We start from the raw sequence: 14,933 nt of genomic DNA on the forward strand, positions 1-14,933 counted from the left end.
CCCGCCGCCTCCGCCGACACCTCATCGGCTTCGTTCACGGACGGCGGTCTTCATCGATGCAGGGGCGCCCCTACAGCTCGGGGTGCCAGCCCTGTACGAAAACTTCGACGGGCTGGCGCTTGCCGCCGGCTTTCTGCAATTCCAGCAGGCGTAGAACACCGCCGGCGGTTGCAATATCCACGCCTGCGGGGCTTACGTCTTCGATCTGGCCGGCGGTCTTCCGCGCGGGCCGATCCAATGCCCTGGCCGACCAGACCTTGACCGGATCGCTCAAGCCGGGCAAGCGCAGGGTGGATCCAGGTACGGGATTGAAGGCACGAATGCGCCGCTCCAGAATCCGGGCAGGCTGCGAAAAATCCAGAGCAGCCTCGCCTTTGTCCAGCTTGGCCGCATAAGTCACTCCTTCCGCGGGCTGCGGAACTGCCTTCAGCCTGCCTTTTTCCAGATCATCCAGGGCCTGCACAATTGCATCGGCCCCCAGGGCGGCAAGATCATCATGCAAGCGTGCGGCGTTGTGGCCGCCACTGATCCCCATAGAGCGCACCAGCAGCATGTCCCCGGTATCCAGCCCTGCATCCATCTGCATGATGGTAATGCCGGTCTGCATATCGCCCGCTTCGATCGCCCTTTGTATCGGCGCCGCGCCGCGCCAGCGCGGCAGCAGACTGGCGTGGATATTCAGGCAGCCATGCCTGGGCAAAGACAAAACCCACTGGGGCAGAATCAGCCCATAGGCCGCCACCACCATGACCTCGGGAGCCAGCGCAGACAAGACCTTGCAGGCCTCCCGGGCCTCCTCCGGGTATTTGCCGTCCAGGCGCAGGCTGCGTGGCTGAAGCACCTGAATACCGGCATTCAGGGCTGCCTGCTTGACAGGGCTTGGCGTCAACTTCAGGCCCCGCCCCGAGGGACGATCGGGCTGCGTGAGCGCCAGGCAGACTTCATGGCCGGCCGCCAGAATGGCGTCGAGGGCAAAACGGGCGAATTCCGGTGTTCCGGCAAAGACAATGCGCATAAAAAAGCCGATTCAGGTGACTGAATCGGCATGATACCAAGGCGGCGCCCTCTTGCACGGAGGAACTGCCGCCGCGGAGCAAAGCCGCGCTACATGCGCTGCGCGTCCTGGCGTTCTTGCTTGCGGATTTTGGTCTTGATGCGATTTTGCTTGAGCGGGGACAGGTACTCGACAAACACCTTGCCCATCAGGTGATCGAGCTCGTGCTGCACGCACACCGCCAGCAGGCCTTCCGCCTCGAATTCGATACCTTCACCCTGTTCGTCGAGGGCGCGCACGCGAATGCGGGCCGCCCGCTCTACCTCGTCGTATACGCCTGGCACCGATAGGCAACCCTCTTCATAAACCTGAAGTTCGTCGCTCTTCCAGAGAATCTCAGGATTGATCAGCACCCGCAAATCATTGCTTTCTTCGGAAACGTCGATTACGACAACCCGTTCATGCACGTCGACCTGAGTGGCGGCCAAACCCACCCCGGGCGCCTCGTACATGGTCTCGGCCATGTCGCGCACCAGCTCGCGTATGCGATCGTCCACCACCTCCACCGGCTTGGCAACTTTGTGCAGGCGCGGGTCGGGGTAGCGAAGAATAGGAAGTAAGGCCATAAAACTCGTCCGATAAAACATCCAGGCTCTTATAATAAAACAAGATGCAATAAAGCTGTAATCCACGGCCCGAAGGCATGGCTTTTCATGTCACGCCTGCCGCACGAGCTCTGCGAGCTGTGTCACACTTAGACTATGTCGCTCAATTTACCCTCCGAGGAATTCTCCGCATGGATGCGCCTGTCGCTCGAGCCCGGCCTTGGCCTGGCCCAGGCGCGACACCTGCTGCTCGAAGCGGGGCTGCCGCAGAATATCTACGCCATGTCGACCGGTTCTCTTGCCAGGCTGGTGCCGCCCGAACTCGCCCAACGCCTGGCCGCCGAACCAACGCCCGAAATACAGGAAACCATTGCCCGTACGCTCGAATGGCTGTCCGGACCCAATCACCATATCGTAACGCTGGCCGATCCGGCTTACCCCAAGGCCTTGCTCGATATCCACGACCCACCCCTGATGCTCTACGTCAACGGCAATGTCAATCTGCTGGCCAGCCCGGTCATTTCCATGGTCGGCGCGCGCAACGCCAGCGCAGGCGGTATAGACAATGCCCTGGCCTTCGCCCGCTACCTGGCCGAGCAGGGCTGGTGCATCGCCAGCGGCCTCGCCCTGGGCATCGACGCGGCTGCCCATAAAGGCGCCCTGCGGGCCGGCGCCCAAGGCGGCGGCACAATGGCCATACTGGGTACCGGCATCGATATCGTGTACCCGTCCCGCAATCTCGATCTGGCCCACCAGATCGCCGAACAGGGCGTGCTTGTGTCGGAGTTTCCGCTCGGTACCCGCGCATTGCCCTATCAATTCCCCAAACGCAACCGTATCGTGGCAGGCGTGGCCCGTGGCGTCCTGGTGGTCGAGGCCGCCCGGCAAAGCGGGTCGCTCATTACCGCCAAGCTCGCTTCGGAAATGGGCCGCGAGGTGTTCGCCATACCGGGCTCCATACATTCCCCACTGTCGCGCGGCTGTCACGCCCTGATCCGCCAAGGCGCCAAGCTGGTCGAATCAGCGGCCGACATCCGCGACGAACTCGGCCTGCCGCGTCCCGACTCCACCGCCGCGGCCCCCGCTCTTCCCCCCAAGCCCGATCGCAACCGTCATGCAAGCCGCAACGCCAATAGCCGGATGATGCTCGACGCAATGGGCTATGACCCCATCGATCTCGATACGCTCCAGCAACGCACCCATCTCGATCTGGCCACACTGAATACCCATTTGCTGGAGCTGGAACTCAACGAATCCGTGGCAAGGCTTGACGACGGCCGCTTTCAACAACGCTAAAAAGCTTATCATTAAGCATGAAAAGTGCGGATAAACTCCTGATTTTGAGCCGAGACTCGTCTTTCGGGGCTTTATCCGGCACAAAGATCCTCGAACATACTTAGGAACCTCCCCATGTCTTTGCCAGATCGAATCAAAATTGTCGAGGTATCTCCTCGCGATGGGTTGCAGAACGAAAAAGAATTCATTTCCACCCAGATCAAGATCGAACTCATCGACCGCTTGTCAGCCGCCGGTTTCCAGAATGTCGAATCCGCCTCGTTCGTGTCGCCCAAATGGGTCCCGCAAATGGCGGACGGCGCCGACGTCATGCTTGGAATACAACGCCAGCCCGGCACCATTTACTCGGTGCTCACACCCAATATGCGAGGCTTCGAGGGGGCCCTGGCGGCTCAATCGGACGAAGTCGTTATTTTCGGCTCGGCCAGCGAAGCGTTCTCGCAAAAAAACATCAATTGCTCGATAGCCGAATCGATCGCACGCTTCGAGCCGGTCGCGGCGGCCGCCAAGGCCGCCGGACTGCGCCTGCGCGGCAGCATCAGCTGCTCCCTGGGCTGCCCCTACCAGGGCGAAACCCCCATTGAATCGGTCGTCGACGTCGCCCGGCGTTTTCTGGCATTGGGCTGCGACGAAATCGACGTGGCCGACACCATAGGCACAGGCACCGCCAAACGGGTGAGCCAGGTGATGAACGCAGTGACCAAAGTCGTCGACCCCACGCGCATTGCGGGGCACTTCCACGACACTTACGGCCAATCGCTGGCCAATATCCTGGCGGCCCTGGAAGCGGGGATCAGCATATTCCATACCTCGGTCGCCGGCCTGGGAGGCTGCCCCTACGCCAAGGGAGCCACCGGCAATGTCGCGACCGAAGACGTGCTGTACATGATGGATGGGCTCGGCATCGAAACCGGCATCGACCTGAATGAAGTGGTCGACATCGGCATGTGGATATCCGGCCATCTCGGCCGCAAGACGGCAAGCCGGGCCGGCAATGCGCTAGCCGCGCGCAAGGCGGGCTAGGATGGGCTTGCCGAAGGTGCCGGCACCTGCCGAACAGGATCTTTCCGCCCTGCTCGATACGGCCATGCCCAGCCCCGAAGAGCGTTCCGCCCTGCTCGAAGAAATCGGCCCTCTGCCATTGCACGGCCAGGCCTGGCCCATCTGGATCAAAATACTGGCCTGGATCATCGTGCTGATTATCGGCATGCAAATCACCTATACCGCCACCAGTCCCGGCGGACACAACGTCAGCCCCCTGGTGGCGGGCAGCATTCTGGTGTGCTTCCTGGCACTGCTCGTAGTGGCGCGATTCATGCTGGTTTCCGAAACCCGAATCACGCGGATCGGCATCGAGCAATCGTGGATTACGCGGCGCCAGGTCGCCTGGGAAGACATCCGGTTCGCCAAGTTCATTCCGCTTTTCACCTCGAAGCGCCTGGTGTGCTTCACCAGCCGCGGACGCCCCGTGGTCTTCCAGGCCGGCACACGCGAACTGCAAGTCGCCTTTGCCCGTATCGCGCTGGTATATCGACGACGGCGCTAGCCCGGACATTTCACCATAAGGCCCACTCTTGCCTTCTTCATGCATGCATGAAGAAGGCTTTTAGCAGTTGGAACTCAAGGCGGCGCACATGGGTCAGACGACAGCAGCGGATCTCTCGATGTCTTTCGAAAACCACACTGCAGATCTTGGCGGCATGGCTTAGAAGCTCATCTCGGTCAATGGCACGACCGCAATGCCGTTCTTTTCTAACTCGACACGGACGTGGCTTGCGACAGCCACCGCGGTGGGTTCGTCTCCATGTGTGCAGAACGAACGTATCGCGGCAGGAATCCTCTTGCCTGACGGCGTGATGATGGCCTGCTCTTCAAGCATGGCAAGAACTTGCCGTGCCGCTTGGGCGGGATCGGTAATCATGGCGCCAGGCAGACTGCGTGAAGTCATCAGCCCGGTTTCGGAATAGGTACGATCAACGTAGGCCTCTTCAGCGACCTTCAGTCCGAGCTTGTGTCCCGCTTTCACCATTTCGGAACAGGCGTTGGCAACGAAAATCAATTCACGGTCCGCGGCACGGATGCCGCGGGCGATAGCTTGCGCAATGGCTTCTTCGTGATGCGCCATATTGTTCAAGGCTCCGTGCGGTTTGACGTGCGTGACCTTGGCGCCAATTGCCCCCGCAAGAGCTTGCAAGGCGCCGATCTGATACGTGATCATGTATTCGAGATCCTGGGCATTCATTTGAATCTGCCGCCTGCCGAAGCCCCAGATATCGTTGAAGCCAGGATGGGCGCCTATGGAAGCGCCGTTCTTCAGGGCGAGATTAACGGTTTCGGCCATGACCGTGGCATCGCCGGCGTGAAAGCCGCAGGCCACGTTGGCGGAACGGATAATCTTGATCAGTTCGGCATCGTTGCCGATCTTCCATTTTCCAAAGCTTTCGCCCATGTCGGCATTGAGGTTGATCTGCTGTGTCATTGCGGCTTCCTTTTAATCGATTGAAAAAAGAACCATCAAGCCAAGACGCCGGCGCGCTGGCTCACTTCAGAGGCGGTAAACCCCATCAGGCTGTGGAATCGCGCTTCGTCGGTAGCGCTTTCGGTGTTCACCAGAAGAACGCGTGAATCCTGATCCAACCCCAACTGCCCGCGCCCTTTGCGGTCACCAGCCAAAGCCAGCAGACCAGCCAAGCCGGCTGCGCCACTTTCTCCGGCGAGAACGACTTCTTCGTCTTTCTTCGCCATTGCCAGGGCACGCATGGCCTGGATGGCATCTTCTTCTTCGATGGTCATATACGCGGCCGCGTACTGACGCAAGACCCGCCAAGCCACGAGCGATGGTTCGTAGCATTCCAGCATAGACATCAGCGTAGGCTCGCCCGCATCCACCCGCACGGGGTGATCGGCCTTAGCGCTTTCAAAAAGGCAGGCGGCGCGGGACGGCTCCACAACAATAAATTTGGGCGGATGCGCCGCCCACTGCAGCGCCATGGATCTTGCGAGCGCCGCGGCGAATCCGCCTACGCCCGCTTGCAAGAAAACGTGCGTAGGCACAGTGTCGAGCTGTTCGGCAAGCTCGCGGGAAATGAGCGTGTAGCCTTGCATCACCCATCTGGGGATGTCTTCGTAGCCGGGCCATGTCGTATCCGAGAGCAAGGTCCAGCCACTCGATTGCGCCAAGCGCATCGACTCCGCCACGGCATCGTCATAGGTTCCCTTTACTTCCACGATTTGGGCGCCGAATCTTGCGATAGCATTGCGCCGTGCCTGCGTCACCCCTCCATGAACCAGGATTACGGCACGCGCTCCAGCGAGGCGTGCCCCAGCGGCCACGGACTGGCCATGATTGCCGTCGGTCGCGCAAACAAAAGTCATGGTCGCGGCGGCACGGTAAAAGCGTTGCGCACGGGCGTCCCGCGCAGGCCGGCCATCGCGGGGTTCGATTGCCAGGGACCCGCTCGCGGAACGGGGAAGTTCATCCGTCGTCATAGCCTTGCCGTCCAATCTGGTGGCCTCTTCCATGACCAGGCGCAGGACCGTGTACGCCCCTCCCAATGCCTTGAAACTGCGCAGCCCCAAACGCCGGCCTTCGTCTTTGAGCCATAGGCGGCCGATATCAAGATCCTTGGCCAGGGTAGGAAGATCACGCAATGGGCTGGGCGTGTAATCGAAGACGGCCCGCAGCGTGGCATGCACGTCAGCCGAGTCCAGGTTGGGGAGCCCTGTGGCATATGCTCGGGTTTGTTCATCCGCAAGCGCCGTATTCATCAATAGCTTCATCTATATCATCCACAAATAAGGGATGACGATATATTATTCAATTAGCCAAGGTAATACTTACGTATTTAGCCATCAAAAACGCAAAAATTTTTCATAAAAATCAAAAATGACATCATTGGACGAAGTGGATCTGAAAATCCTTGAACTGGTGCAGCAGGACGGCAGGATTTCGCAAAGCGGGCTAGGCGAGCAAGTTCACTTGTCGACTGCCGCAGTGAATCGCCGCCTGCGACGCCTCCAGCAAGAGGGCGTGATACGCAAGCTAGCTGCGGTGCTGTCGGGGCCGGCGCATGCGACCCCACCAAAAACCTCACACGAGCGGGGGTGGCGGCCCAGGCAGGGTGAGCGAGCTTGAGTCCGCCGCGGCCGGCGCCTGGATCGGGATGCAAGGGAGCGGCTGTTTGAGCGTCAAGGGTGTCCACCGCCCGGGGGGCTGTGGACGACGCGAGTTCCGCGACCGCCCGATCCAGGCGCCGGCCGCGGGCAGTCCTGGCAACGCCAGGACCGGACGATGCGAGCTCCACCCTGCCTGGGCCGCCACCCCCGCGTCTTAAGAACGAAAATGACGGCATCGACGATCTACGCAGCAGCAGCCCGCCAACTCATAACATCCCATAAAAAAAGCGCCCTGGGTCGGATAACCCAAGGGCGCAACGGGCAAAACCGGTATATCGGCGATATCAGCGCACCGGCAAGGCGTACATCAGCCCGCCTTTATTCCATTGCGCATTCAGGCCGCGCGGAATTTTCAGAGGGCTGTCCATGCCCACATTGCGCTCGAAGCTTTCGCCATAATTACCCACTTGCTTGACGATGTTGTAAGCCCACTTTTCGTCAAGCCCCATGTTTTTGCCGGCCCCTGGAGTAACCCCCAGCAAGCGTTGAACATTGGGATTATTGCTTTTGAGCTCCTCGTCGACATTCTTCGACGTAACTCCCAACTCTTCGGCGCCGATCATCGCATAAAGCGACCATTTGACGATGTTCAGCCACGCATCGTCGCCCTGCCGCACAAAGGGCCCCAAGGGCTCTTTGGAAATGATTTCCGGCAAAACCACATAATTGTCAGGATTTTGCAGCTTGGAAATCCGAATCGAAGCCAGGCCCGAAGCATCGGTCGTGAACACATCGCAACGGCCGGAGGCAAAGGCGTTGACCACCTCGTTGAACTGCTCGATCACCACTGGCTTGTAGCTGATCTTGTTGGCGCGGGCCCAATCGGCCATGGTGTTTTCGTTGGATGTGCCGGTTTGCATGCAGACCGTCGCGCCGTCGAGCTCCTTGGCGCTTTTTACCTTCAACGACTTCGGCACCAGAAAGCCCTGCCCGTCGTAATAATTGATACCGGCATGAATGGCGCCCAGGGCCGTATCGCGCTGTTGCGTAACAGTCGTATTGCGAGCCAGAAGATCGATTTCGCCCGATTGCAATGCCGTAAACCGTTGCTGTGAATTCAGGGGAACGGCCTTGAATTTGCTGGCATCACCCAAGGTTGCCGCCGCCACGGCGCGACAGACGTCGATATCGAGCCCCTTCCAGTTGCCCTTGGCATCGGGCGCCGAAAATCCCGCAAAACCGGTGGTAACCCCGCATTCGACATAGCCGCGCTTCTTGACTACATCGAGCGTATCGGCATGAGCCCATTGCAGCCCCGAAAACAAGACCAGCGCACCAGCCGCGTATTTAACGTAGCGCATAAAATTCCCCTGTAAGAAACCCGAGATAACGACTCCAGCAGGCATCTTACCGCAATCGGACCACCGAAAAACAGATAAACTTATTCATAATCCCGCAGGTCGTCTATGACCTTCCCATCGTTGGGCAGAGTGCCGGTTTCCACGAATTCCAGCTCGGCGCGCAGCTTGGTTACATCACGCACCGACGCGGTGATCCTGGCCTGCAGATCGGGGCCGGGATGGGTGGTTTCAACGCTTAAAGTCATCAGGTCGGCGCCAAACTTGCCGCTGACCACCAGCCGCGCCTTGCCGATTTCAGGGTGGCGCCGGACGACCTCGGCTATTTGCCCCGGATGCACGAACATGCCCCGCACCTTGGTAGTCTGATCGGCACGGCCCATCCACCCCTTGATGCGCATATTCGTGCGCCCGCAAGGCGAAATACCGGGCATCACGGCCGACAGGTCGCCGGTGCCGAATCGCACCAGCGGGTAATCGGGGTTGAGCGTGGTGACCACGATTTCGCCTACCTCGCCTATGGGCAGGGGCCGATTCGTGCCCGGCTGCACGATCTCCAGAATGATATCTTCATTGACCACCAGGCCTTCGCGAGCCGAGGTTTCGTAGGCCATCATACCCAGATCGGCGCTACCGTATGCCTGGTAACCGTCAATCCCGCGCTCGGCAAACCACCGCTGCAAAGAGGGTGGAAACGCCTCGCCGGAAAACAGCGCGCGCCGGATCGAAGGCAAGGCCACCCCCAGCTCGTCGGCCTTTTCAAGAATGATCTTCAGGAAGCTGGGCGTGCCCGTGTAACCGGCGGGAGCCAGGTCCGCAATGGCGCGGACCTGCTGCTCGGTCTGGCCTATGCCTCCGGGGAAAACGGTGCAGCCCAGCGCATGGGCCGCTGTTTCCATCATCGAGCCGGCAGGCGTGAAATGATAGGAAAAGCAGTTATGCACCAGTTGCCGCGACCGGAAGCCGGCCGCGTACAAGGCCCGGGCAAAGCGCCAGTAGTCGGGGCGCGTGCCTTCGGGCTCGTATATGGGGCCGGGCGAGGCGAATACACGCAAGGCGTCGCCCCAGCCTATGGACGAAAAGCCGCCGAAAATACGGCCGACCTCGTCCAGTTGCCCGCCGGTTCGGCCCTGGCGCATATCCAGTTGCGCCTGCAGCAGTTCGCTTTTGCGAATTACGGGGATCTGCTCGAGATCGGCGCGCCGCCCGATAGCATTGGGATCGATTCCCTGCAACTGCTCGGCGATCGCCGGCGCATAGACGCGGGCACGCTTCAAGGCGGCTGGCAAGCGTTCCAGCAGCAGTTGCTCGCGCTGGGCAGCGGGCGCGGATTCGCGTTCTTCGAAATACGTCATCATGGCATCCCTCGGGATCAGGCAAGCCAACGCTTGCGGCGCCGGTAAAATTTTGTATCGCGAAAATTCTTGCGCTCGCCGCTTGAAACTCCGAGATAGAATTCTTTGACGTCTTCGTTTTGGGCCAGGTCGTGCGCCGCGCCATCCATCATGACGCGGCCGTTTTCCAGGATGTAGCCATAATCGGCATAACGCAGCGCAATACTGGTATTTTGCTCGGCAAGCAGAAAGCTCACGCCTTCACGCTCGTTCAGATCGCGCACGATCTCGAAAATTTCTTCCACGATTTGCGGAGCCAACCCCATGGAAGGCTCGTCGAGCAGAATCATAGTGGGGTTGGCCATGAGTGCACGCCCAATCGCCGCCATCTGCTGTTCGCCGCCCGAGGTGTAGCCGGCCTGGCTGGTGCGCCGTTGTTTGAGGCGCGGGAAATACCCATAAACGCGATCGAGCGCCGCGCTCAAATCGCCGCGTGAAATAGCGCGTGTATACGCACCTGTCAGCAGATTTTCTTCGATGGTCAGATGGCCGAAGCAATGGCGGCCCTCCATGACCTGCACGACGCCGCGCTTGACCAGGTCGGCCGGTGAAAGCCGTTCGATCCGCTCGCCGCGATAATCGATGCTGCCCTTGGTGACATCGCCGCGTTCAGCCTTGAGCAAATTGGAAACCGCCCGCAAAGTCGTGGTTTTGCCGGCCCCGTTGGCGCCCAGCAGCGCCACGATCTTGCCTTCCGGCACGCACAGCGACACCCCCTTCAACACCAGGATCACGTGGTTATAAATAACCTCGATACCATTGACGTTAAGCAGAATGTTGGGCGTTTCAGTGTCAGCTCTTGCATTCATAAAAAGCATTCCATGCCGTCGATTGAATCCGCCTGCCGCACGGCGGCGGCAGGCGGACAGCCGGGCATCAGTCCTTGCAAGTGCGAGGAGTGATGTTTTTCTCTTTGGCGTACTTGGCGGCAAGCTCTTTTACCAGCGGATTGACGAATTTCTTGTCGGACTGGTACCAGTCGGATACGACCTTGAATTTCTTGCCATCCCACTGGATGATCCGAGCCCAGTCGGTACCCATGTGATCTTCGCACGAGGTTTTGACCGGACGCATGATCTCGCCGAAGCCCAACTGGTTAAGCCGGTCTTGAGTCAGATCGAGGTGCTCGAAACCCCAGCGCACTTGCTCTGGGGTCATGTGCTTGCCCTTGCCGTACTTTTCCTGGGCGGCGCGGATCGCCTCGACCTGCAGCATCGAAATCATCAGGCCGCGCGTATAGCTGATGGTTCCGAAATACTTGCCGTCGGTATCGGTGCCCTGGCCTTTGTCGTAGAGGTATTTCTTGATGTCCTGGTGAACCTTCCCCTGCTCGGCGCTATTTTGAATGGTCACCGCGTTGTAGCCCTTGGCCACATCGCCCAGGTCCTGCACGTCATTTTCAGAGCCGGCCCACCATATGGCGTACATTTTGTCGCGCGGATAGCCTATAGCCTGCGCCTCGCGGATCGCCGTCGGCGTCATGATCCCGGCGCTCCACAACAGCACGTAGTCAGGACGTTTCTGACGGATCTGCAGCCATGTGGATTTTTGCTGGACGCCGGGCGCGGTGACCGGATAAAGCTGCAATTCGAAACCATCGGCCTTGGCGCGCGCCTCGAGCAGCGGAATGGGCTCTTTGCCGAACGGCGAATCGTGAAACACCAGGGCGATTTTCTTGCCTTTGAGCTTGTCGACGCCGCCCACTTTCTTGGCGATATCCTGGATCATCGTATCGGCCGCCGTCCAGTAGGTTCCGAGCAGCGGGAAATTCCATTGGAACACAGCACCGTTGGCGGACTGCGACAGGCCATAGCCCACGGTTTCAACCGATACTTTATCGAGTATGGCTTTGTCGGTAATGGCAAACGTAATGCCCGTGGACTGCGGATCGAAGCCCGATGCCCCGCCGTTCTTGGCTTTCAGCCGCTCATAGCATTCCACGCCCTTATCGGTGGCGTAGCCCGTTTCGCACTCTTCATAGCTGAGCTTGACGCCATTGACACCCCCGTCCCGGGCGTTGACCAATTTAAGGTAATCCATTTTCCCGTCGGCCCAGGGGATGCCCAGCGGCGCAAAGGAACCCGTGCGGTAAGCCAGCAGGGGAATAAACTGATCTTCCGCCGCTGCAGCAGGCGCCGCCATGGCGCTCAAGGCGCCTGCCACCGCAAACATGGCTGTGGCCAATTTGAAAGTATGTTTCATCTCCAAGTCCTCCGTTTGGTGTTTCTACGCACCGTGTGTTGTTCAGTCCGGTTCGAATGAGCCAGCCGAGCGTTAAAAACAAATGCCTGAACTTCTGTACCTATACAGCCAATGCAACAGTCAATGCGACAATCAATGAGGGAACGGCCAGATACGCAGCTTCTCCTTGCCTATGCTCCATAACCGGGCCAGGCCGTGCGGCTCGGCAATCAGGAAAAATACAATCAGCGCACCAAACACCATATGTTCGATATGCGCGGCGGTATCGATGGCCAGTGGCAAGTCGAACCAGCCAGGCACATTGGTCAGGGCAATCGGAACCAGCACAATAAAGGCCGCACCGAAAAAACTGCCCAGAATCGAGCCCAGGCCGCCGATAATCACCATGAACAACAACTGGAACGAACGATTCAGGTCGAAAGCCAGCGGCTCCCAGGAGCCCAGATGTATGTAGGCCCAGAGCGCCCCCGACACGCCAATGATGAATGAGCTGACGGCAAAGGCGGTAAGCTTGGCGTAAACGGGGCGTATGCCAATCACTGAAGCAGCCACATCCATATCGCGGATCGCCATCCATTGGCGGCCGATCGCGCCACGCACCAGGTTCTTGGCCAGCAAGGCAAACACGACGGCGAAAATCAGTACGAACAGATATTTTTGGACAGGCGTTTGAATCGGAATGCCGAACGCCGACAAGGCCGGAACCGATACATTCCCCGAGGACGAGTAATTCGTCAGATACGGAATCCGCAGAAATGCCCAATCCGCGAAAAACTGGGCGGCCAGCGTGGTAACCGCCAGGTAGAGCCCGCGTATGCGCAAGCTGGGAATGCCAAACACCACGCCCACCAGCGTGGCGAAGACGCCGCCCAGCAGAATCTGGACGATCAATGGCAAAGCGGGAGTGCGCACGCCAAAATTCCAGGCCGCGTAGGCGCCCACCGCCATGAAAGCCCCCGAGCCCATGGATATCTGGCCGCAGTAGCCCACCAGGATATTCAGGCCGATGGCGGCCAGGGAAAGGATCAGGAAAGGTGTAAGCACAGCCTGCAGGAAGTAGCTGGAAGCCAGCAGGGGAACCAGCACAAAGGCGAGCACCAGCAGGCCGGCGATGAAGATCCGGTCCTGGCGTATGGGAAAAATCTGTTGGTCGGCCCGATAACTGCTTTTGAACTGGCCATTTTCGCGATAAAACATAATTAAATACCCGGGATGAGTGAAACCATCAAACGCGATCGATGATTTTTTCGCCAAACAAGCCTTGCGGACGGAACAGCAGGAACACCAGTGCCAGCACATAGGCGAACCAGATCTCGATGCCCCCTCCTACGAACGGCCCCACATAGACCTCGGACAGCTTCTCGCCCACGCCGATGATCAGGCCGCCGATAATGGCGCCGGGCACGGAAGTAAGCCCGCCCAGGATAACGACAGGCAAGGCCCGCAGCGCCGCCGTCGACAGAGTGAACTGCACGCCGAACTTGGAGCCCCAGATCACGCCTGCCACCAGGGCCACCAGGCCGGCCACGGTCCAGACAATGATCCAGATGCGATTGAGCGGTATGCCGATGGACTGCGCCGCCTGATGGTCGTCGGCGACCGCGCGCAGCGCCCGCCCGGTCGAGGTGTACTGGAAGAAGAAGGCCAGCACGGCCACCAGCAAGGCGGCCACGGCCGCCGCGGTGAGGTCTTCAAGGCTGATCAGCACACCGCCTTCGAAAAACGAATTGAGGATGAAAAGCGGGTCTTTGGGCATGCCGACATTGATGGAATACACCGTGCTGCCAAACACGATCTGGCCCAGGCCGTCGATGAAATAGCTGATCCCCAGGGTGGCCATCAACAGGGTCGTGGCCTCCTGATTGACCAGATGACGCAGCACCCAGCGCTCGATCACCACGGCAATCGCCCACATCAACACCGCGCTGATGGCGAACGCCAGAATATTGGCCAGCAACAGGCTATGGAAGCCAAACCATTTGGGCAGCCATTCCGAAAAGCGCGCCATGGAAAGCGCCGCTACCAGCACCATGGCGCCTTGCGCAAAATTGAAGACTCCGGACGCCTTGAATATCAGCACGAAACCCAATGCCACCAGCGAATACAGCATGCCCGTCATCAGGCCGCCAAACACGGTTTCCAGGAAAAATCCCATTGCTGTCGTCCTTGCTCAGTGGCCCGCGCCCAGATAGGCGCGTATAACGTCCGGATTCGTGCGAACCGCATCGGGCTCGCCATCGCCGATCTTTTTGCCGTAGTCGAGCACGACCACGCGGTCGGAAATATCCATGACCACGCCCATATCGTGTTCGATCAGCACGATGGTGGTGCCGAACTCGTCATTGACATCGAGGATGAAGCGGCTCATGTCCTGCTTTTCTTCGATATTCATGCCGGCCATGGGCTCGTCAAGCAAAAGCATGCGCGGCTCCATGGCCAGCGCCCGGCCCAGGTCGACCCGTTTTTGCAAGCCATACGGCAGGCGCCCCACGGGCGTTTTCCGATGCGCCTGGATCTCCAGGAAGTCGATAATGTTCTCGACAAATTCGCGGTGGGCGATTTCTTCGCGCTCGGCCGAGCCCAGGCGAAAGGCCTGCGCCAGAATGCCGCTTTTCATGCGTAGGTTGCGGCCCGTCATGATGTTGTCCAGCACGCTCATGCCCTTGAACAGGGCGAGATTCTGAAACGTGCGGGCGATGCCCATTTCCGCGGCGCGGCGCGAGTTCATTTTTTTGAAGCGCACGCCATCAAGGCTTATTTCACCCTGCTGCGGCGTGTACACACCGTTTATTACATTGAGCATGGAGCTTTTACCGGCGCCGTTGGGGCCGATAATGGCGCGGATTTCGTGTTCTTTGACGTCGAACGAAATTTCGGTCAATGCCTTGACCCCGCCAAAAGACAGCGAAATGTTGCGCATGTCGAGGATTGTTGCCCCGATTCTCTGGTCGCGAGTGGCTTGAGTCAT

At 59.3% G+C, this 14,933-nt stretch carries 15 protein-coding genes; 4 read left to right on the forward strand and 11 right to left on the reverse strand.

Annotated elements, in window-relative coordinates; genetic code table 11:
* Positions 1-70: 70 nt before the first annotated feature.
* Both fmt and def read right to left on the reverse strand, forming a co-directional pair.
* Positions 71-1,015 carry a methionyl-tRNA formyltransferase gene (gene fmt, locus LSG25_RS12495; protein ID WP_232741253.1) on the reverse strand — a complete coding sequence of 315 codons (945 nt, stop codon included), beginning with the start codon at positions 1,013-1,015 and terminating at the stop codon, positions 71-73.
* Between the two features lie 89 nt (positions 1,016-1,104).
* A complete protein-coding gene (def, locus tag LSG25_RS12500; RefSeq protein ID WP_232741254.1) occupies positions 1,105-1,620 on the reverse strand; it encodes a peptide deformylase in 516 nt (171 codons plus the stop codon).
* 135 nt (positions 1,621-1,755) lie between these two features.
* On the opposite strand from def, the gene dprA reads away from it, so the two are divergent.
* From dprA to LSG25_RS12515, 3 genes are all read left to right on the forward strand, one after another.
* Positions 1,756-2,895, forward strand: a complete 1,140-nt coding sequence (gene dprA, locus LSG25_RS12505; RefSeq protein WP_232741255.1) for a DNA-processing protein DprA — start codon at positions 1,756-1,758, stop codon at positions 2,893-2,895.
* A gap of 114 nt (positions 2,896-3,009) precedes the next feature.
* On the forward strand, positions 3,010-3,918 hold the full coding sequence (locus tag LSG25_RS12510; RefSeq protein ID WP_232741256.1) for a hydroxymethylglutaryl-CoA lyase: 909 nt from the start codon (positions 3,010-3,012) through the stop codon (positions 3,916-3,918).
* Position 3,919: 1 nt separating this feature from the next.
* Complete coding sequence (locus LSG25_RS12515) at positions 3,920-4,441, forward strand: hypothetical protein (RefSeq protein ID WP_232741257.1); 522 nt, start codon at positions 3,920-3,922, stop codon at positions 4,439-4,441.
* A 159-nt stretch (positions 4,442-4,600) separates the two neighbouring features.
* On the opposite strand, the gene LSG25_RS12520 is transcribed toward LSG25_RS12515, so the two are convergent.
* On the reverse strand, positions 4,601-5,374 hold the full coding sequence (locus LSG25_RS12520) for a LamB/YcsF family protein (RefSeq protein WP_232741258.1): 774 nt from the start codon (positions 5,372-5,374) through the stop codon (positions 4,601-4,603).
* A 35-nt stretch (positions 5,375-5,409) separates the two neighbouring features.
* On the reverse strand, positions 5,410-6,675 hold the full coding sequence (locus tag LSG25_RS12525; RefSeq protein ID WP_232741259.1) for a diaminopropionate ammonia-lyase: 1,266 nt from the start codon (positions 6,673-6,675) through the stop codon (positions 5,410-5,412).
* 106 nt (positions 6,676-6,781) lie between these two features.
* Between LSG25_RS12525 and LSG25_RS12530 the strand changes: the two genes are divergently transcribed.
* Positions 6,782-7,030, forward strand: a complete 249-nt coding sequence (locus LSG25_RS12530) for a winged helix-turn-helix transcriptional regulator (RefSeq protein ID WP_232741260.1) — start codon at positions 6,782-6,784, stop codon at positions 7,028-7,030.
* Between the two features lie 325 nt (positions 7,031-7,355).
* Here the strand turns inward: LSG25_RS12530 and LSG25_RS12535 are convergent, their stop codons facing one another.
* From LSG25_RS12535 to LSG25_RS12565, 7 genes are all read right to left on the reverse strand, one after another.
* Positions 7,356-8,372, reverse strand: a complete 1,017-nt coding sequence (locus LSG25_RS12535; protein WP_232741261.1) for an amino acid ABC transporter substrate-binding protein — start codon at positions 8,370-8,372, stop codon at positions 7,356-7,358.
* An 80-nt stretch (positions 8,373-8,452) separates the two neighbouring features.
* Positions 8,453-9,727, reverse strand: coding sequence for a phenylacetate--CoA ligase family protein (locus LSG25_RS12540; RefSeq protein WP_232741262.1), 1,275 nt, complete (start codon positions 9,725-9,727; stop codon positions 8,453-8,455).
* A 14-nt stretch (positions 9,728-9,741) separates the two neighbouring features.
* Positions 9,742-10,572, reverse strand: coding sequence for an ABC transporter ATP-binding protein (locus tag LSG25_RS12545; RefSeq protein WP_232741263.1), 831 nt, complete (start codon positions 10,570-10,572; stop codon positions 9,742-9,744).
* Positions 10,573-10,639: 67 nt separating this feature from the next.
* Positions 10,640-11,965: an ABC transporter substrate-binding protein gene (locus LSG25_RS12550; RefSeq protein ID WP_370635867.1), complete on the reverse strand. Its 1,326-nt coding sequence runs from the start codon at positions 11,963-11,965 to the stop codon at positions 10,640-10,642.
* A 132-nt stretch (positions 11,966-12,097) separates the two neighbouring features.
* The gene (locus LSG25_RS12555; protein WP_232741265.1) at positions 12,098-13,162 is read right to left on the reverse strand and encodes a branched-chain amino acid ABC transporter permease; all 1,065 of its coding nucleotides are present in this window, start codon (positions 13,160-13,162) and stop codon (positions 12,098-12,100) included.
* Positions 13,163-13,190: 28 nt separating this feature from the next.
* Positions 13,191-14,120, reverse strand: a complete 930-nt coding sequence (locus tag LSG25_RS12560; protein WP_232741266.1) for a branched-chain amino acid ABC transporter permease — start codon at positions 14,118-14,120, stop codon at positions 13,191-13,193.
* Positions 14,121-14,135: 15 nt separating this feature from the next.
* Positions 14,136-14,933 (reverse strand): ABC transporter ATP-binding protein, encoded by a 798-nt coding sequence (locus LSG25_RS12565; RefSeq protein WP_232741267.1) that lies wholly within the window; start codon positions 14,931-14,933, stop codon positions 14,136-14,138.

This window comes from Paralcaligenes sp. KSB-10 (assembly GCF_021266465.1).
Taxonomy (GTDB): domain Bacteria; phylum Pseudomonadota; class Gammaproteobacteria; order Burkholderiales; family Burkholderiaceae_B.

Coding starts and splice junctions, on each gene's coding strand:
- LSG25_RS12510 (WP_232741256.1), top strand. CDS start 3,010: ATGTCTTTGCCAGATCGAATCAAAATTGTCGAGGTATCTCCTCGCGAT.
- LSG25_RS12565 (WP_232741267.1), bottom strand. CDS start 14,933: ATGACTCAAGCCACTCGCGACCAGAGAATCGGGGCAACAATCCTCGAC.
- LSG25_RS12560 (WP_232741266.1), bottom strand. CDS start 14,120: ATGGGATTTTTCCTGGAAACCGTGTTTGGCGGCCTGATGACGGGCATG.
- LSG25_RS12520 (WP_232741258.1), bottom strand. CDS start 5,374: ATGACACAGCAGATCAACCTCAATGCCGACATGGGCGAAAGCTTTGGA.
- dprA (WP_232741255.1), top strand. CDS start 1,756: ATGTCGCTCAATTTACCCTCCGAGGAATTCTCCGCATGGATGCGCCTG.
- def (WP_232741254.1), bottom strand. CDS start 1,620: ATGGCCTTACTTCCTATTCTTCGCTACCCCGACCCGCGCCTGCACAAA.
- LSG25_RS12530 (WP_232741260.1), top strand. CDS start 6,782: ATGACATCATTGGACGAAGTGGATCTGAAAATCCTTGAACTGGTGCAG.
- fmt (WP_232741253.1), bottom strand. CDS start 1,015: ATGCGCATTGTCTTTGCCGGAACACCGGAATTCGCCCGTTTTGCCCTC.
- LSG25_RS12535 (WP_232741261.1), bottom strand. CDS start 8,372: ATGCGCTACGTTAAATACGCGGCTGGTGCGCTGGTCTTGTTTTCGGGG.
- LSG25_RS12525 (WP_232741259.1), bottom strand. CDS start 6,675: ATGAAGCTATTGATGAATACGGCGCTTGCGGATGAACAAACCCGAGCA.
- LSG25_RS12515 (WP_232741257.1), top strand. CDS start 3,920: ATGGGCTTGCCGAAGGTGCCGGCACCTGCCGAACAGGATCTTTCCGCC.
- LSG25_RS12555 (WP_232741265.1), bottom strand. CDS start 13,162: ATGTTTTATCGCGAAAATGGCCAGTTCAAAAGCAGTTATCGGGCCGAC.
- LSG25_RS12545 (WP_232741263.1), bottom strand. CDS start 10,572: ATGAATGCAAGAGCTGACACTGAAACGCCCAACATTCTGCTTAACGTC.
- LSG25_RS12540 (WP_232741262.1), bottom strand. CDS start 9,727: ATGATGACGTATTTCGAAGAACGCGAATCCGCGCCCGCTGCCCAGCGC.
- LSG25_RS12550 (WP_370635867.1), bottom strand. CDS start 11,965: ATGAAACATACTTTCAAATTGGCCACAGCCATGTTTGCGGTGGCAGGC.